Source organism: Leucobacter salsicius M1-8, assembly GCF_000350525.1.
Lineage (GTDB): Bacteria > Actinomycetota > Actinomycetes > Actinomycetales > Microbacteriaceae > Leucobacter > Leucobacter salsicius.
On sequence record NZ_AOCN01000022.1, the window covers coordinates 244,949 to 263,695 of the forward strand.

Consider the following 18,747-nt stretch of genomic DNA (forward strand, 5'->3'; position numbering starts at 1 on the left):
TCCCGGCCGTCGCGTACGGACTGGGTGCCCAATGCCGCTGACCCGAAGGATTCGCTTGATGTCTGCGCCGGTCGTGCTGATCGCCGAACAATTGTCGCCCGCTACCATCGCCGCACTCGGCCCCGACTTCGAGGTGGTGCACGTCGACGGTACTGACCGCGACGCGCTGCGCTCGGCGCTGGCCACTGCAAACGCCGTGCTGGTGCGCTCGGCCACCCAGATCGATGCGGAGGCGCTCAGTTGGGCGCCCCAGCTGCAGGTCATCGCCCGTGCCGGAGTCGGTCTCGACAACGTCGATATCAAGGCCGCGACGCAGGCGGGTGTGATGGTGGTCAACGCCCCGACCTCAAACATCATTAGCGCCGCAGAGCTCACGGTTGCCCATATTCTGGGCCTGGCGCGGCACCTGCCACGCGCGCACTCCTCGCTCTCCGAGGGGCTGTGGAAGCGCTCGTCGTTCACCGGCACCGAGCTGTACGAGAAGACGATCGGCATCATCGGCCTCGGACGCATTGGTGCGCTGGTTGCTGAGCGTCTGCGCGGGTTTGGTGTCGAGCTGATCGCATTTGATCCCTACGTGACGGCCGCACGCGCCCAGCAGCTCGGAGTCGAACTGGTATCGCTCGACGAGCTCGTGAAGCGCGTCGACTTCCTGACGATCCACATGCCCCGCACCCCCGACACGCTCGGCATGATCGGCGCCGACCAGATGCGCGCCATGAAGTCGACCGCGTACGTCGTCAACGTCGCACGCGGCGGCCTGATCGACGAGGCAGCGCTCGCTGACGCGCTCGCTGCTGGCGAGATCGCTGGCGCTGCGCTCGACGTATTCGTGCAGGAGCCCCCGGCAGACAACTCGCTCACCGGCCTCCCCAACGTCAACGTGACCCCGCACCTCGGCGCCTCGACTGAGGAAGCTCAGGAGAAGGCTGGCGTGTCGGTGGCAAAGTCGGTGCGCCTCGCGCTCGCCGGCGACCTGGTGCCCGACGCCGTCAACGTTGCTGGTGGCGTGATCGACGAGTACGTGCGCCCCGGCCTGCCCCTCACCGAGAAGCTCGGTCAGGTGTTTGCTGGCCTCGCGGCTGGCCCCATCGCCTCGCTCGACATCGAGGTGCACGGTGAGCTCGCAGAGCGTAACGTCGAGGCCCTGCGCCTCGCCGCGCTTAAGGGTGTGTTCTCCAAGGTAGTCAGCGATCCCGTCTCGTACGTGAACGCGCCCCTGATTGCCGAGCAGCGTGGGGTTGAGGTGCGCTTCTCGAAGGACACCGTCTCGGAGAGCTACCGCAACGTTGTTACGCTGCGCGGCGCCCTCACCGACGGCACGCCGATCTCGGTCTCGGGTACCCTCACCGGGCCCAAGCAGGTCGAGAAGATCGTTGAGATCAACGGCTATGAGATCGAGATTCCCGTCTCTGAGCACCTCGTCGTATTCAGCTACACCGATCGCCCGGGTATCGTCGCCGTGTACGGTGGCATCCTCGGTGAGGCAGGCGTCAACATCGCTGGCCTGCAGATCGCGCGCGACGACAAGAAGGGCACCGCGCTCTCGGTGCTCGCTGTTGACTCGCCCGTGGATGATCAGCTGATTTCGACGCTGCGCGCCGCGATCGGCGCAGAGCGCATGCACACGATCGACGTTGACGCGTAATAGTTGACGTCACTTTCTGGGCCGTAGCGGCCCACCGCGGCACCGGTTCTCAGAGGTTTCTGGGAGTCGGTGCCGCTGTGCGTTGTGCGGGTGTTCAACGCGCGCACGGGGGCGTACAGTGCAACCATGAGTAGCAGCGAAGCACACACCCAGGGAGCGCCCGCGGAGCTCGGATTCACCGTTTCGGGATTCATCGCCAGGCCGCCGGCAGAGACATTTGAAGCGGTGGCTGATCCGGCGGTCCTCAGCCGCTATTTCACGACGGGAGGCGCCCAGGGGCGCATCGAACCGGGCACTACGGTTACCTGGGACTTCGCGGACTTTCCTGGTGCATTCCCGGTCGAGGTGCTTGACGTCGTGGCCCCGGGCGCTGGCGACGCTTTACCTCGGATCGTGTTGCGCTGGGCGGGCACGCCTGGGGTGACGGTGTCGCCCGCGGGTACCCGGGTCGAGTTCGAGTTTCGGTCGGTCGACCACGGCGCACGCACTGAAGTGCGCATCACCGAGCGCGCCTGGCACAACTCGGTAGCCGGGGCGGAGGGCGCCTTCGGCAACTGCATGGGCTGGACGGGCATGCTTGCTGCCATGAAGGCGTGGCTCGAACACGGCATCAATCTGCGCGAAGGCTTCTACAAGTAGGCACTCGCGCGCATTCGCCCCGAATTTGTGGGCGTACGGTGATAGCCTGGCCTAGTGGGCATTTGTCCACGACAAAGTATCGAGCGCGCAGGCGGCGGGCTGGTCTTCGGTGGTAGTTCCCTCTGTGAGTGAGTTCTCAGGGTGGCCTTCTACTGAACATCAGCAGTGCGGCACTCGCTGTAACCACGCCGCGCGCTCACCCGAACAAAGGAGATCCCATGGAGGGTCCTGAAATCAAGTTCGCCGAAGCCGTTCTCGACAATGGTCGTTACGGCACGCGCACCATCCGCTTCGAAGCAGGCCGCCTCGCGCAGCAGGCACAGGGCGCAGTTGCTGCATACCTGGACGAAGAGACCATGCTGCTCTCGGCCACCAGTGCATCGAAGCACCCGAAGGATCACTTCGACTTCTTCCCGCTGACCGTTGACGTTGAAGAGCGCTCATACGCCGCAGGCAAGATCCCAGGCTCGTTCTTCCGCCGCGAGGGCCGCCCGTCGACTGACGCGATCCTCGTCTGCCGCCTCATCGACCGCCCGCTGCGCCCGTCGTTCGTTGATGGCCTGCGTAACGAGGTTCAGATTGTCATCACCGTGATGTCGATCGCTCCCGGTGAGTTCTACGACGCTCTCGCGATCAACGCGGCGAGCGCATCGACCCAGATCTCGGGTCTGCCGTTCTCGGGTCCCATCGCAGGCGTTCGCCTCGCGTTGATCCCCGGCATGGGCAACAACGCAGACCAGTGGGTCGCGTTCCCCAACGCTGAGCAGGTCGGCGAGGCTGTGTTCGACCTGATGGTCGCCGGCCGCGTCATCACCAAGGCTGACGGCACCGAAGACGTCGCGATCATGATGGTCGAGGCTGAGGCCACCGAGGGTTCGTGGAACCTCATCAAGGCTGGCGCAACGAAGCCCGACGAGGCAGTCGTCGCGCAGGGCCTCGAGGCTGCAAAGCCGTTCCTGACTCAGCTCGTCAAGGCACAGGAGCAGCTCGCTGCTCAGTCGGCGAAGGCTGTCCAGGAGTACCCCGTATTCCTGCCCTACACGGACGAGGCATACGCCGCGGTCGCTGAGCTCGCTCAGGCTGAGCTTGAGAACGTCTACCAGATCGCTGCAAAGGTTGAGCGTCAGGATGCTGACGACGCACTCAAGTCGCGCGTCAAGGAGGCCATTTCGGCCAAGGTCGCCGCAGGCGAGCTGGCAGCAGAGGTTGAGGGTCAGGTTTCTGGCGCGTACAAGGCTGTCACCAAGAAGGTTGTGCGCGATCGCATCCTCGCCGGTGAGTCACGCATGGACGGCCGCGGCCTCCGCGACATCCGCGCGCTTGACGCAGAGGTGCAGGTTATCCCTCGCGTGCACGGCTCGGCGATCTTCCAGCGCGGTGAAACCCAGATCCTGGGCGTCTCCACGCTGAACATGCTCAAGCTTGAGCAGCAGATCGACTCGCTGTCGCCCACGACCAGCAAGCGCTACATGCACCACTACAACTTCCCGCCCTACTCGACCGGTGAGACCGGCCGCGTTGGCAGCCCGAAGCGCCGCGAAATCGGCCACGGCTTCCTGGCAGAGCGCGCCATTGCGCCCGTGCTGCCCAGCCGCGAGGAGTTCCCCTACGCAATCCGCCAGGTGTCCGAGGCGCTTAGCTCGAACGGCTCGACCTCGATGGGTGCCGTTTGCGCGTCCACGCTGTCGCTGCTGAACGCTGGTGTGCCGCTGCGCGCACCGGTCGCTGGTATCGCAATGGGCCTCGTCTCCGACGAGGTTGACGGCGAGACCCGCTACGCAACCCTCACCGACATTCTCGGTGCAGAGGACGCGCTCGGCGACATGGACTTCAAGGTCGCAGGTACCTCGGAGTTCGTTACCGCGCTGCAGCTCGACACCAAGCTCGATGGCATCCCCTCTGACGTGCTCGCAGGCGCACTGTCGCAGGCAAAGGAGGCTCGCGCAACGATCCTCGGTGTGCTGAACCAGGCCATCGACACGCCCGACGAGATGGCACCCACCGCGCCTCGCGTCATCGCGGTCAACATCCCCGTTGACAAGATCGGCGAGCTGATCGGCCCCAAGGGCAAGACGATCAACGGCATCCAGGACGCCACCGGCGCCGACATCTCGATCGACGACGACGGCACCGTGTACATCGGTGCGGTCGACGGCCCGTCGGCTGAGGCCGCACGCGCGCAGGTCAACGCTATTGCTAACCCGCAGAACCCCGAGGTTGGCGAGCAGTACCTCGGCACCGTCGTGAAGAACGCCGCCTTTGGTGCCTTCGTGTCGCTGCTTCCCGGCAAGGACGGCCTGCTGCACATCTCCGAGGTGCGCAAGCTCGTCGGCGGCAAGCGCATCGAGTCGGTTGACGAGGTGCTCTCGATCGGCCAGAAGGTGCTCGTCAAGATCACCAAGGTCGACGATCGCGGCAAGCTCTCGCTCGAGCCCGTCGTTGAGGAGCAGGCTGCTGCAGCAGCCGAGGAGGCTCCCGCGGCTGAATAAGCCGCGGCCGTGATGGGGCAGCTGCTGCTCGATCCGGATCGATAGTCAAACGCCCGTCGCACCCCCGAGGTGCGGCGGGCGTTTGCCATTTCGCGCGCGATAGGCTGCTGGCACACCCGTGAGGAGCACAGGACATGAAGCTATACCGCGCAAGCGTCTGTGATACACCCCTGAGCCCGTTCGCCGGGGGAGCGCTGCGCGCAGACGACGATGCCGGGCTGGCGGTGGTCGACGGCGTGATCGTCGACCGGGGCGCGTTCGCCAGCGTTCGCGCGCGCTGGCCGGTCGCCGAAGTCGAGGACCTGCGCGATGGGCTGCTCATTCCCGGGCTGATTGACACGCACGTGCACTACCCGCAGGTGCGTGTGATCGGCGACCTCGGGCGGCCGCTACTGGAGTGGCTCGAACACTGCGCCCTGCCCGAGGAAGCCAAGCTCGTGGACCTCGCGTACGCGCAGCAGATCGCCCGCGAGTTCGTGGCAGGCCTGGTGAGCTCGGGCACGACGACCGCGCTGGCGTTCGGATCGCACTTCGCGAACGCGACCGACGCGCTGTTTGCCGAGGCGGCCCGAGCGGGCGTGCGCCTCACCACCGGGCTCGTCACGAGCGACCGGGAGCTGCCGACGGCACTGCTTACCACGCCCGAGCGCGCGCGTGCCGAGGCGGAGGAGCTGATCGCGCGATGGCATGGCGTGGGGCGAAACCGCTATGCGGTGACGCCGCGCTTCGCGCTCTCGGCCTCGACCGAACTGCTCGCCAGCGAGGGGGAGCTCTTTTCCTCTCACCCCGACCTGTGGTTCACGTCACACCTCAACGAAAACCAGACCGAGGTTGAGATCGTGGCCAGGCAGTTCCCCGAGGCGCGCGACTATCTTGACGCCTATGACCGTGCCGGACTCGTCGGTGAGCGCAGTGTGTTGGCGCACAACGTGCTGCCGAGCGATGCCGAGCTCGTGCGGCTCGGCGCGGCCGGCGCCGCCGTCGCGCACTGCCCGACCTCCAATTCCTCGCTCGGCAGCGGGGTATTCCCGCTCACGCGGCACGTGCAGCACGGGGTGCGGGTGGCGCTCGGCAGCGACGTGGGCGCTGGCACCGGGTTCTCGCTGCTCAAGGAGGGGGCGCAGGCCTATTTCATGCAGCGGCTCGCGCCCAGAGGCGGATACGCGCTGACCGGCGCCCACCTGCTCTACCTGGCGACGCGCGCGGGCGCTGAGGCGCTCGGGCTCGCCGGCGCGGCTGCAAGTTCGTCCGCGCGCGTGGGGGAGTTGTCGACCGGATGCCAGTTTGACGCCGTGTGGGTGCGCCCGAGCCCAGCCTCGCCGCTGGGGATCGGGCTGCGGCACGCCCCAGACGCTGACGCCGCTATCGCAAAGCTGTTCGCGTGGGGGACTCCCGCTGACCTTGCGCGGGTGTGGATCGGGGGCGACCCCGTCTGGGAGCGCGACGCGGTGCCAACCGAGTAGCTAATGGGGGCCGCCCGGGGAATCACCGGGCGGCGGCGATAGGCTGAAGTAATGCGTGAACCCATTCTCTTGCCCCTCGACCAGCCCGAGCTCTCGGTCGACCTCAGCGGCGGCCTCGTGCGCCGCACCGTGCACCCGAGTGGACTGCGCGTGCTCACTGAATTCATGCCGGGTGCTCGCAGCGCCACCATTGGGTTCTGGGTGGGCGTGGGCTCGCGCGACGAGCAGGCTGAGAACAATGACGCCCCGGGCAGCCTTGGCTCGACCCACTTCCTCGAGCACCTGCTGTTTAAGGGCACGCCCACGCGTGACGCCTTCGAGATCGCGACGAGCTTTGACCGGATCGGCGCCGAGCACAACGCGCTGACCGCCAAGGAGTACACCTGCTACTACGCCAAGGTGCGCGACGCCGACGTCACGCAGGCGGTCACGGTGCTCACCGACATGGTGGCAAACTCGGTGATCGACAAGGACGAGTTCGAGATGGAGCGGGGCGTGATTCTCGAAGAGATCGCCATGGCTTCAGACGATCTCGCGGACGTCGCGGGTGAGCGCCTATTTGAGGCAGTGTTCGGGGAACACACACTGGGGCGCCCGATCGGTGGACACCCCGAGACAATCAAGGCGGCCAAGCGCGACGACGTCATGCTGCACTACCGCGAGCAGTACGATCCGTCCACCCTCGTGGTGACGGCCGCTGGTGCGGTCGACCACGACGCCTTCGTGGATCTTGTGCTGACGGCGCTGAACGCTTCGCCCGAGGAACGCTGGCACACTGATCGACCGGGTACCCCGGTGCGCCGTGCGCAGGTTCCCACTTCCATCACCCGCGGCGAGAAGCTGCACATTACCGAGCGCCCGAGCGAACAGATTAATCTGATGATCGGCATGGAGGGACTGCATTCGAACGACCCCCGCCGCTTCGCATACGGCATCATGAACTCGGTGCTCGGCGGGGGCATGTCGAGCCGACTGTTCCAGGAGATCCGCGAGAAGCGCGGCCTGGCCTACACGGCCTACTCGTTCGGCGCGAGTTATTCTGACGCGGGCCTCTTCGGAATCTACGCAGGCTGCGCGCCCGAGCGTGCCCAGGAAGTGCTCGAGCTCAGCCGGATCGAACTAAACAAGATGGCCGCCGAGGGGGTCACCGAGGAAGAGCTCGAGCGCTCGCTCGGGCAAATCGCCGGCTCATCGGCGCTCGCGCTCGAGGACTCAGACACACGCATGAGCCGCCTCGCCCGTGCCGAGATCGGCAGCGGCGAACTCTATGACCTCGACACCTCGCTTGAGCGCTTCCACGCGGTCACAGCTGAAGACATTCGGTCGATTGCGGCCGAGATCGCCGCGCGGCCGCAGACGGTTGTTGCCGTCGGTGAGGTTTCACGGGCGGGTAGCCTGGACGCATGAGTGTACGTGTAGCAGTCGCGGGCGCCACCGGGCGACTCGGAACATTGGTTTGCCAGGTCGTCGAGGAGACACCAGGCTTCGAATTGGTCGCGCGTCTCCGCAGCACCTCGGCCCCCGAGGAGGGCGCGAACGCCGACGTGGTCGTCGACGTGAGCCACCCGGACGCCTCGGCGGGCATCGTTGAGCGCGCGCTCGAGCGTGGCCAGCAGGTGATCATCGGCACGAGCGGGTGGTCTGCGGATCGGCTCGACTTGCTGCGGGAGCGGCTCGCGGGGCTGCCCAATGCGGGCGTCATCGTCGTGCCCAACTTCTCGCTGGGGTCGGTGCTGGGAACCGCGCTTGCGCGGATCGCGGCCCCCCACTTCGACGCCGTTGAGATCATCGAGGCGCACCACCCGCACAAGGTCGATTCGCCTTCGGGCACGGCCGTGCGCACTGCCGAGCTGATGGCAGAGGCGCGCGCCGGCCATCCCACGGAAGCACCATTCGCCGAGCAGCCGGCGCGCGGCCAGCTCGTGGCGGGTATCCCCGTGCACAGCCTGCGCCTGGCAGGTGTAGTGGCTAAGCAGGAGGTACGCTTCGGCGGCCCCGGCGAAGTCCTCTCGATTACGCACGACACCCACTCGAACGAGGCGTACCGTGCTGGCATCCACGCCGCTCTCGAGGCGGCACCGACTGCCACAGGGCTCACTGTGGGGCTGGACGCGCTGCTCGGCATCGGGGGAGCGGGCGCATGAGCCCGCGCCTACGTGCGATCCTCGGGGTCGCGCTCATGAGTGTGCTGCTCGTACTGTATTTCGTGTTCACGGGCGTGCGCGCAGTGGCCCTCCTGGCTTCAGGTAGCGTCGTGCCCGTGCTCATGGGGCTCGGAATGCTCATTCTGCCGCTGATCGGCGCCTGGGCGCTGTGGAGAGAGCTCCGCTTCGGGCGCCAGGCCACGCAGCTCGTGGACCAGCTCGAAACCGAAGGGGTCCTACCCGAGGAGCTCGCGGCAGCCCGCGAGGCTAATGTTCGCCCAGATCGGGGCGAGCTAGATGCGGCGTTTGAGCGCTACCGGGCAGATGCTGAAGCTGCTCCTGATCGATGGCAAGCATGGGCTCGGTTGGGGCTCATGTATGACGCCTGTGGCGACCGAAAACGTGCCCGTGCAGCAATTCGACAAGCGATATCGACATATTTTGTTCGAATTTGAGGGAATTCGCACACCGATTAGTGTTTTGACGCCGAGCTAAATAGACTCAATGCCCGAAGAGATGAGGTTTGGCGCCTTGGGTTATTCGGGGCGGCATACCTCTTCACACTTGAGCATACGTGCGCAGAGGCGCGCCAGAAAGCACTGAAGTAACATGGCGAAATATGACCTGAATGCACCGGCGACGCGAACTCTTGATTCGCACACCGGTATTAGCAAGAAGGGGCTTCCTTCGGGCACTGTTGGTGTGCTCGGGGCCCTTGTGATTGGGCTTTCAACCTGTGCCCCGGCATATACGCTCACCGCGGCCGTTGGCCCGGCGGCGAGCGAAGTGGGTTATCAGACCCCCGCGATCTTCCTCATGGGGTTCATTCCCATGCTGTTGGTTGCACTCGGGTACCGTGCACTGAACTCGGCCATGCCCGACTCCGGCACGTCGTTCACCTGGGTATCACGCGCCTTCGGCCCGTGGGTCGGCTGGATGGCAGGCTGGGGCCTCATTGCAGCAACCGTGCTGGTGCTGTCGAACCTCGCCGGTATTGCCGTGGAATTCTTGTTCCAGTCGATCAGCATCGTCGCAAACGATCCTTCGATTGCTGAGCTCTCGGGCAACCGAATCATCAACATCCTCGTTTGTCTCGTATTTATGGCAATCGCGACGTTTATCTCGTACCGCGGTATGACCTCGACGAAGATCTTCCAGTACGTCACCGTCGCATTCCAGATGGCGATTCTGATCTGGTTTATTGTCGCGATGTTTGTGGGTGCAGCTGACCCGGCAAACACCGAGGGTCGCATGCCCGAGCTGTCGTGGTTCAACCCGCTTGAGGTTGACAGTGTCAGCGCGTTCGCCGCGGGTATCGCCGTGTCGATCTTCGTGTACTGGGGCTGGGATACCGTGCTCACCATGGGTGAGGAGACGAAGCCCTCCAAGGGTCGCCTCTCGACCGAGAGCAAGGCTGCCATGATCCTCGTCGGCATTCTCGTTGTACTGTACGTGGGTACCGCGACCGCCACCGTGGCATACGCGGGTCTCGGCGAATCGGGCACCGGGCTCAACAACCCGGCCATTGCTGAAAACGTCTTCGCTGCCCTCGCGCACCCCGTCATGGGGCCCGCCGCGATCTTGCTGTCGCTCGCGATCCTGGTGAGTGCCCTCGCGTCGATTAACTCGACCGCGATCTCGCCGGCTCGTACGCTGCTCGCCATGTCGCACTATGGTGCCGTGCCCAAGTCGATCAAGAAGATCCACCCCAAGTACAAGTCGCCCCATGTGGCACTCTTGCTCTCGGCGCTCGTCGCCTCGGCGTTCTACGCGGTGATGCGCTTCATTAGCGAGGACGTGCTCTGGGACACGATCACGGCACTCGGCATGATGGTCTGCTTCTACTACGGAATCACGGCGCTGGCTAGCCCCTGGTACTTCCGCAAGACCGTTTTCAAGGAAGGCGTGGGGGCTATCTTCTCGAAGTTCATTCTTCCCGGCATTGGCGGCGTGCTGCTGCTCATCGTCTTCGTGCAGACCACGATCGACAGCATGAATCCCGAGTTTGGTTCGGGCAGCAATATCGCGGGGATCGGCCTCGTCGGTATCATCGGTGTCGTCGTGCTCGGCATTGGCGTCGTACTGATGTTCGTGCAGGCGAAGGTGTCGCCCGACTTCTTCCGCGGACGCGTGCTGTCGAAGGCTGACGCCTCGTCAGACACCTCGGCTATGGTGCTGTTCGACGACGGCCTCGGCTCGTAGTCGCTTGTAACTAAAAGAGAAGCGCGGCATCGCATAGCGATGCCGCGCTTCTTGTGTAGTGGGTGATCGGAGCCGCATGACGCGGGCTGGCCGCGCACGCACCATTGCGCCCTGGGCGATGGACACGGCAACTCAGCCACCCCCGCCTCAAGAGAGGTTAAACTTGCTCGTGTGACTACTAGCGAGATTCTCACCCCGTACGAAGACCTATTGCGCGAGGTGCTCGAGCACGGCACCCCCAAAGCTGATCGCACCGGCACCGGCACGCGCAGCCTCTTCGGGCGGCAGATCCGGTTCGATCTCGCCAAGGAATTTCCGCTCATCACCACGAAGCGGGTGCACTTCAAGTCGGTCGCGGTCGAGCTGCTGTGGTTTCTGCGCGGCGAGAGCAATGTCTCGTACCTGCGCGACAACGGCGTGACGATCTGGGACGAGTGGGCCAACGAAGAGGGCGACCTTGGCCCGGTCTACGGCGTGCAGTGGCGTTCGTGGCCCACACCCGACGGCGCGCACATCGATCAGATCTCGCAGGTCGTCGAGCAGATTCGCGACAACCCCGACTCGCGCCGCCTCATCGTGTCGGCGTGGAACGTGGCCGAGCTTGACCAGATGGCGCTCGCCCCCTGCCACGCCTTCTTCCAGTTTTATGTCGCCGACGGCAAGCTGTCGTGCCAGCTCTACCAGCGCTCGGCCGACATGTTCCTCGGAGTCCCGTTCAATATCGCCTCCTACGCGATGCTGACGCTCATGGTGGCGCAGCAGACCGGGCTCGAGCCCGGCGAGTTTGTGTGGACGGGCGGTGATTGCCACATCTACGACAATCACATTGAGCAGGTCGAGCGGCAGCTTTCGCGCGATCCGTTCCCGTACCCGAGCCTGAAGGTCAACAAGCGGGACTCGATCTTCGACTACGAGCTCGCTGACTTCGAGGTCGTCGGCTACGAGCACCACCCGGGCATTAAAGCTCCGGTGGCGATCTAAGACGCGCCCGGACATGGCACACACACGACTCGGCCTGATCTGGGCAGAGGCCAACGGCGGAGTGATCGGCAAAGATGGCACGATGCCGTGGCATCTGCCCGAGGATCTTGCGCACTTTAAGCGCACGACCGTGGGGGCGCCCGTCATTATGGGGCGACGCACCTGGGAATCGCTGCCGGATCGCGTGCGTCCCCTGCCCGGGCGCGACAACATTGTGGTCACCCGCAACCCCGAGTATGTGGCACCCGGTGCGACGGTAGTCGCCTCTGTAGAAGCGGGGCTCGCAGCGGCTGACGATGCGAACGACGGGGCGGCCGATCCCATTGTCTGGAACATTGGCGGAGCCGAACTGTTTCGGGCCTCAATGGCGACGGCCACCGAGATCGCGGTAACCCGCATTCAGGCAGACATCGAGGGCGGCGACACCTTTGCTCCCGAGATTGGCCCCGAGTGGCGGCTCGTATCGCGCGGCGAGATGCAGCAGTCGAAGACCGGGCTCGAGTTCTTCATTGAACGGTGGCAGCGAGGCCCGGAGCTACTCTGATCCGGAGCCTGGATCAGAGCTCCGAACGAGCGCCCGGATCCCGTGCCTGAGCGGGGAAGCCCCTCGCGTACGGTAGCCTAGGTGAGTGGCAAATCATGAGAACCCTTTCGGGCAGGTACTGGTAGCGCTCGTCACGCCGTTTCAGGCTGACGGCGAGGTCGATTGGGCTGCCACCGAGAAGCACATAGAGGAGTGCATCACAAGCGGTGCTGATGGCATCGTCGTCACGGGCACCACGGGTGAGACCAGCACCCTGACAGACCCCGAGAAGATCAAGCTTGTCGAGGTCGCCAAGTCAGTGTCGGGCGGTCGTGCAAAGATCATCACGGGCGGTGGGTCCAACGAGACCGCGCACGCGATCGAGCTGTACAAGGCCAGCGAGAAGGCTGGCGCAGACGGTGTCATGATCGTCACCCCGTATTACAACAAGCCGACCCAGGCGGGTCTGCTGACGCACTTCCGCATGGTGGCCGACGCCACCGATCTGCCGGTCATTCTGTATGACATTCCCGGCCGCACCGGAGTGCCCATTGCTTACGAGACGCTCGTGCGTCTCGCCAAGCACCCCAACGTTCTTGCCGTTAAGGACGCGAAGGGTGATTTCAGCCAGGTGAGCCGTGTGCTCAACCAGACTGACCTGATGTATTTCTCGGGCGACGACGCGAACGTGCTGCCGCACCTCGCGATTGGCGCCACCGGACTCATCGGCGTGACCGCGAACATTGCGGCTGCGCCCTACCGCGCGATCATCGACGCGGTCAACGCAGGCGATCTGCACACCGCGCGCGAGGCTCACCAGAATCTTGAGCCGCTCGTGCGCGCCGTCATGACGCACGTTCCGGGAACGGTTGCGGCGAAGTACATCCTCCACGGCCTCGGCCGTATTGGCAGCCCGCGCGTGCGGCTGCCCCTCGTCGGCCCGGAAGAGTGGGAGGCCGCCCTGATCGAGGACGAGCTCGCACTGGTGAAGAACGTTCCGGGCGTCGATCTTTCAAACTTCAGGCCGGACCGCAATGCGGCTGCCGGCGGTGCCCTGCCCCAGATTGCAGGCACCACCCGCTAATAAACAGGAGGCCCCGTGCCCAACCCCCCTTACGCCCCTCCCGCTCTCGAGAAGGGTGCTCTCCGCATCACCCCGCTGGGTGGTCTCGGAGAGGTAGGCCGCAATATGACGGTCTACGAAATCAACGGGAAGCTGCTGATCGTCGATTGCGGCGTGCTGTTCCCCGAGGAGCACCAGCCCGGTGTTGACCTCATCCTGCCCGATATCACGAAGCTCGAGAACCGACTCAGTGACATCGTGGCGGTCGTGCTGACCCACGGCCACGAAGACCACATTGGTGGCGTGCCCTACCTGCTGAAGATGCGTGAAGACATTCCGCTCGTCGGCTCAAAGCTGACCCTTGCGTTCGTTGAGGCGAAGCTCAAGGAGCACCGGATCCGCCCGAAGACCCACGTGGTCCGCGAGGACGAGCACGCCAAGTACGGTCCGTTCGACCTCGAGTTCATCGCGGTGAACCACTCGATCCCTGATGCGCTTGCGGTCGCGATTCGCACCGACGCTGGCCTCGTGATCGGCACCGGCGACTTCAAGATGGATCAGCTGCCGCTCGACGGCCGCATCACGGACCTGCGCGCGTTTGCCCGCCTCGGTGAAGAGGGCGTTGACCTCTTTATGACCGACTCGACCAACGCCGACGTGCCGGGCTTCACCTCGCCCGAGAAGAACATTGGTCCCGTCATTGAGCAGGTCATCTCGAAGACCCGCGGCAAGGTCATCGTCGCGAGCTTCTCGAGCCACGTGCACCGTGTTCAGCAGGTGCTCGACGCCGCATACGCCAACGGCCGTCGCGTCGTGCTGCTCGGCCGCTCGATGGTGCGCAACATGAAGATTGCTGCTGACTTGGGTTACCTGACGGTGCCGGAGGGCGTGCTAGTCGAGCTCAAGAAGAGCGGCGACATCCCCGATCACCGCATCGTGTACATGTCGACCGGTTCGCAGGGCGAGCCCATGGCCGTACTGAGCCGCATGGTCAACCGCGAGCACCAGATCGAGGTCGGCGAAGACGACACCGTGATCCTGGCCTCGAGCCTGATCCCGGGCAATGAGACCAGCGTCTACCGCATCATCGACGGGCTCATCAAGCTCGGTGCAAACGTGGTTCACAAGGGCAACGCCAAGGTGCACGTCTCTGGCCACGCCTCGGCCGGTGAGCTGCTGTACTGCTACAACATCGTGCGCCCCAAGAACGTCATGCCGATCCACGGCGAGCACCGCATGCTCGTCGCCAACGCGGCGCTCGCGATCGAGACCGGTGTGCCCCAAAACCGCACCGTGATTGCTGAGAACGGCACGGTCGTCGACCTGATCGACGGCGTTGCTCGCCCCGTGGGCCAGATCGAGATCGACTACATCTACGTCGACGGCAAGAGCGTCGGCCGCGTCACGGACGACGACCTGCGTGACCGCCGCACCATGGCTGAAGAGGGCTTCATCTCGGTCGTGACCGTCGTCGAGACGACGCTTGGTCAGATTGTTTCGGGCCCCGAGATTCACGCCCGTGGCGTGGCAGAAGACACGCGCACCTACGATAAGATCAAGCCGCAGATTGCTAAGGCGCTCGAGGATGCCATGAAGGACGGCATCACCGACCGCCGTGGCCTGCAGCAGGTCGTGCGTCGCACCGTTGGCCGGTGGGTCGGCACTAAGCTGCGCCGCAAGTCGATGATCGTTCCCGTCGTGGTGGTGGTGTAACGAGTGACCCGGATTCCCGGCATGGCCGGGGGAGCGGGCTCGAGCAATGTTATTGCTCGACCTGCGACCCCGGCCGAGGTCGTCTCATGGGACTCGCTTATTGCGAGTAACCCCGGTGGCGGCGAAGTGTGGATGGGGGAGAGCTATCTCACCCTTAAGCGCGACGAGGGGCGATACCTCGTCCGCCATCTGATCGTCGATCGAACCGCAAAGCCGTCGATCGCGGTCGGCGTGCTGGCGAAGCGCGTGCCGCTACTCGGAGAGTGGTGGCACCTGCCCGCAGGGCCTGACGGCGAGGACATCGAGTCCGTGATCGAGGCCGCTGAAGCCGTCGGGCGTCTTGCCCGGAAGCACGATGCGTTCCTCGTGAAGATCGAGCCCCGGCTCGCGGTCGCCGCGTACCCGGATGCGGCGCGCGAGATCCGGAGCCGCGGTTTCGTGGATACCGTGCGCGTGATTCCGAACCCCTCGACTGTCCTGGTGAAGGTGTCGACCGACGCCGAGCCCGGCACCGAACAGGCCGACATGGAACTGCTCGCGAGCCTCGGTAAGAAGGCACGTAACGCGATCACTCGCGCCGCCCGCGACGGCATCGTCGTGACCCGCGCGGCCGCGACCAACGAGGAGTGCGCCGCGCTCTACCGGCTACTCCAGGAGACCGCCGAGGGGCGGTTCGTGCTGCGCAGCGAACAGTACTACCGTGAATTTTGGCAGCGGTTTCAGCGCAGCGGCGATGGCCAGGTCTTCCTCGCCCATCGCGACGGTGAGCTCGTTGCCGGTGCTTTCGCGATGGGGCTCGGTCAGAAGACGACCTACAAGGACGGCGCCTCGGTGCGCGCAAAATCTGGCTATGGCGCGTCTCACGCGCTGCAGTGGGAAGTGCTGCGCTGGGCCAACGAGCGCGGGGCCACCGTGCACGACCTGTGCGGCGCGCCGCCCGCAGGCCGCGTCGATGACAAGACCCACCCGCTGCACGGAGTGGGTCAGTTCAAGCGCTCATTCTCGGCCGAGATCACCGACTATCCCGGCGCGTTCGACCTGCCGGTGAAGCCACGCGCCTTCGCGCTGTGGACGAAGCTCGGTGACCGTGTCATGCGCAGGCTTTCGCTCCTCCGCTGGAAGGATCCTTACTACTAATGGCCGCTGGAATCATGCGGGCGAGCGCGCTCATGGCGTCGGGCACGATGGTGTCACGCGTTCTTGGACTCGCGAAGGCCATGCTGCTCGCGTTTGCCATCGGCTCGGTGGGGTCAGACTCCGCTGACGCGTTCGCGAACGGCAACCTGCTACCCAATACGCTCTACATGATCCTGTTGGGCGGCATGCTCAACGCAGTGCTCGTGCCGCAGATCGTCAAGGCGGCTCACAGTCGTGACGGCGGAGCCGGATACATCAATAAGATCCTCACGCTGATCTCGGTTGGGCTGTTCCTGCTGACCGTCATCGCGATGATCGCGGCGCCCTGGATCGTATGGCTCACGGCCGTCGAATGGCCGCCCGAGCAGCTCGCCCTGGCAACGGCATTCGCCTACTGGTGCCTGCCGCAGATCGTGTTCTACGGTCTATACACGGTGCTGGGTGAGGTGCTCAACGCCAAGAGCATCTTTGGGCCTTTCACCTGGGCGCCCGTGCTCAACAACGTGATCGGCATCGCTGGCATCATTGTTTTCATCATCATGTTTGGCTCCGACCCCACGGGCCACCGCACGGTGCTCGAGTGGGACGCTGTATCGATCGGGGTGCTCGCAGGCACCGCGACGCTCGGCGTCATTGCCCAGGCACTGATCCTGTTTGTCTTCTGGCGCAAGGCTGGCATTCGCTACCGCCCCGACTTCAAATGGAAGGGCATGGGACTCGGCCAGACCGCACGGATCGCCGGCTGGAGCCTTGCCACGATCACGGTGATGCAGCTCGGCGGCATTGTGACCAACAACGTTGTCGCGATCGGCTCGGGTGCAGGTCCCTCCACAAGCGCCATGCAGAATGTTTGGCTCATCTTCATGATGCCGCACTCGGTGATCGCGGTGTCGCTCGCGACGGCCTACTTCACGCGCCTCTCGGAGTGGGGTCAGACCGGCCGCATGGCCGAGTTCGTCGAGGACTTCTCTGCGTCGACCAGGCAGATCGCGCTCGTCATGCTGTTCGCGGCTGCGGCGATCTTTGCCGCGGCGCCCTTCGTATCGCGCATTATCAACTTCGGTGCGACCCAGTTGCAGGTCGACCAGTTCGCGGCGGCGCTGCAAGCGTATGTCTTCAGCCTCGCGGCCTACAGCTTCCTCTTCGTTGTGCAGCGCGCGTTCTACGCGCTGTCAGATACGCGCACTCCATTTATCTTCACCTCGATCCAGATGGCGATTGTGATCGTGCTGTCGCTGATGCTGCCCTTGGTCGTGTCAGATGCTCAGATCGGCATAGGTTTCGCGCTCGTCTGGTCGATCGCCACGATTATCCAGGCGCTGCTCGCCACCCTGCTGCTGCGCCGCAAGATCGGCTCGATCGACGGGCGCCGGATCATGCACAGCGTCGTCAGGTTCGTGCTCGCGGCAATTCCAGCCGTGCTCCTCGGCCTCGCCACGACCTGGGCGCTGAACTCAATGGTCGCTGATGTGGACGCGCTACTGTCCGTTCTCTTTGCCGCGATTGTCGCGGCCGTCGTTGGCATCGTCTACGCGCTCGCGCTGCGGTTGCTGCGCTCACCCGAACTTGCAGAACTCACGGGCTTTGTTGCCCGCAAACTTGGAAGGACCACCTCGTGACTCTCACAGTAACCCCCTGCACGGATCGCGCCCACTGGGATGCCACCGTGAAGCGCCTCGGCGGGCACCCGCTGCAGCTGTGGGGTTGGGGCGAACTCAAGAGCGCGCACCGGTGGAGCGCTGAGCGCGTGCTCGTCACCGACGCCGCGGGTGAGATCGTGGGGGCATGCCAGTTCCTCACGCGCAAGCTGCCCGCGCCGCTGGGCGGCTTCGTGTACGCGCCCCGCGGCCCGGTCGTGGCTCGGGATGCTGGCGATCCGGATCGCCCCGCCCAGTCACCCGCGCCCGGAGCGGTCGCTGACGCAGTGGCCCAGTACGTGCGCGGCACGCGCCGCGCGGTCGCCGTATCGATCGAGCCAGACGAGGACGAGGGCATGTTTGCGCTCCCCGCAACTTGGCGCGAGGCCAAGACGCCGGTGCTACCGGCGCGCACGCTGATTCTCGACCTACGTAAGGACGAGGACGAGCTGATCGCCAATATGACGAAGAAGCACCGCCAGTACGTGCGCAAGTCCGGCCGCGAGGTGTCGCTCGAGATTCGCAAGGTCGAGACGCTCGCGCAGCTCGACGAGTGCCTCGAGGTCTACCACGCGACGAGTGAGCGCGCCGATTTCGGGTTGCACGAGGACTCGTACTACCGCGACGCGTTCACGATGCTCGGCGAAGACAGCCCGGTGTGGGCCGCCTATGTCGAAGGCAAGGTCGTCGCTTTCCTGTTCATGGCAAAGAGTGACCGCACCGCGTTCGAACTCTACGGTGGCATGGACGAGGTCGGGCAGCGGCTGCGCGCCAACTACGCGCTCAAGTGGCACGTGATTCGCGAGATGAAGCAGCTGGGCATCACCCGCTACGACTTTGGCGGGCTCATCAACGACGGTGTCACGACCTTTAAGAAGGGCTGGGCGTCACACGAAAACCTGCTCGCGGGTTCGTGGGATCGCCCCGGCCCCGGCTACACGATTTGGACCGAGGGGCTGCCGCTCGCGAAGCGCGTCGTGCGCTCGCTGCGCCGCCGATAACTCGTTCGCAGCGCAGGGTTTTGCGCGGTTTTTGCGGGGTGACGGGCTGGGCGGCGCTAGATTGCGTGGTTCCCGGAGCGTCACCTCGCGTATGTGATGATTCGAAC

The 18,747-nt window shown here is 64.9% G+C and carries 15 protein-coding genes; all 15 read left to right on the plus strand.

Features of this window, described 5'->3' with window-relative positions:
* Positions 1–58: 58 nt before the first annotated feature.
* The 15 genes from serA to C795_RS0110275 all read left to right on the plus strand — a co-directional run bounded on the left by serA (position 59) and on the right by C795_RS0110275 (position 18,640).
* Entirely contained in the window at positions 59–1,648 is a 1,590-nt protein-coding gene (gene serA, locus C795_RS0110205) for a phosphoglycerate dehydrogenase (RefSeq protein ID WP_017793660.1), read from the plus strand.
* Between the two features lie 126 nt (positions 1,649–1,774).
* Positions 1,775–2,287 carry an SRPBCC domain-containing protein gene (locus C795_RS0110210; protein ID WP_051053799.1) on the plus strand — a complete coding sequence of 171 codons (513 nt, stop codon included), beginning with the start codon at positions 1,775–1,777 and terminating at the stop codon, positions 2,285–2,287.
* A 218-nt stretch (positions 2,288–2,505) separates the two neighbouring features.
* Positions 2,506–4,776, plus strand: a complete 2,271-nt coding sequence (locus C795_RS0110215) for a polyribonucleotide nucleotidyltransferase (protein ID WP_017793662.1) — start codon at positions 2,506–2,508, stop codon at positions 4,774–4,776.
* 134 nt (positions 4,777–4,910) lie between these two features.
* Positions 4,911–6,239 carry a guanine deaminase gene (gene guaD, locus C795_RS0110220; protein ID WP_017793663.1) on the plus strand — a complete coding sequence of 443 codons (1,329 nt, stop codon included), beginning with the start codon at positions 4,911–4,913 and terminating at the stop codon, positions 6,237–6,239.
* Positions 6,240–6,290: 51 nt separating this feature from the next.
* Positions 6,291–7,646, plus strand: coding sequence for a M16 family metallopeptidase (locus tag C795_RS0110225; protein ID WP_017793664.1), 1,356 nt, complete (start codon positions 6,291–6,293; stop codon positions 7,644–7,646).
* Positions 7,643–8,383 (plus strand): 4-hydroxy-tetrahydrodipicolinate reductase, encoded by a 741-nt coding sequence (dapB, locus tag C795_RS0110230; protein ID WP_026139594.1) that lies wholly within the window; start codon positions 7,643–7,645, stop codon positions 8,381–8,383. Before C795_RS0110225 ends, dapB begins: the two co-directional genes overlap by 4 nt.
* A complete protein-coding gene (locus C795_RS0110235; protein ID WP_017793666.1) occupies positions 8,380–8,838 on the plus strand; it encodes a hypothetical protein in 459 nt (152 codons plus the stop codon). The genes dapB and C795_RS0110235 overlap by 4 nt, the downstream gene beginning before the upstream one ends.
* A gap of 154 nt (positions 8,839–8,992) precedes the next feature.
* Positions 8,993–10,585 carry an APC family permease gene (locus C795_RS0110240; protein WP_017793667.1) on the plus strand — a complete coding sequence of 531 codons (1,593 nt, stop codon included), beginning with the start codon at positions 8,993–8,995 and terminating at the stop codon, positions 10,583–10,585.
* Between the two features lie 171 nt (positions 10,586–10,756).
* Entirely contained in the window at positions 10,757–11,566 is an 810-nt protein-coding gene (locus C795_RS0110245) for a thymidylate synthase (protein WP_017793668.1), read from the plus strand.
* Between the two features lie 13 nt (positions 11,567–11,579).
* Positions 11,580–12,110: a dihydrofolate reductase gene (locus C795_RS0110250; RefSeq protein WP_017793669.1), complete on the plus strand. Its 531-nt coding sequence runs from the start codon at positions 11,580–11,582 to the stop codon at positions 12,108–12,110.
* A gap of 85 nt (positions 12,111–12,195) precedes the next feature.
* On the plus strand, positions 12,196–13,173 hold the full coding sequence (gene dapA, locus C795_RS0110255) for a 4-hydroxy-tetrahydrodipicolinate synthase (RefSeq protein WP_017793670.1): 978 nt from the start codon (positions 12,196–12,198) through the stop codon (positions 13,171–13,173).
* 15 nt (positions 13,174–13,188) lie between these two features.
* On the plus strand, positions 13,189–14,865 hold the full coding sequence (locus tag C795_RS0110260) for a ribonuclease J (RefSeq protein ID WP_017793671.1): 1,677 nt from the start codon (positions 13,189–13,191) through the stop codon (positions 14,863–14,865).
* A 3-nt stretch (positions 14,866–14,868) separates the two neighbouring features.
* Positions 14,869–16,002, plus strand: a complete 1,134-nt coding sequence (locus C795_RS0110265; protein WP_232225473.1) for a lipid II:glycine glycyltransferase FemX — start codon at positions 14,869–14,871, stop codon at positions 16,000–16,002.
* Positions 16,002–17,621, plus strand: a complete 1,620-nt coding sequence (murJ, locus tag C795_RS0110270; protein WP_017793673.1) for a murein biosynthesis integral membrane protein MurJ — start codon at positions 16,002–16,004, stop codon at positions 17,619–17,621. The genes C795_RS0110265 and murJ overlap by 1 nt, the downstream gene beginning before the upstream one ends.
* Positions 17,618–18,640, plus strand: coding sequence for a lipid II:glycine glycyltransferase FemX (locus C795_RS0110275; RefSeq protein ID WP_017793674.1), 1,023 nt, complete (start codon positions 17,618–17,620; stop codon positions 18,638–18,640). The genes murJ and C795_RS0110275 overlap by 4 nt, the downstream gene beginning before the upstream one ends.
* Positions 18,641–18,747 lie beyond the last annotated feature (107 nt).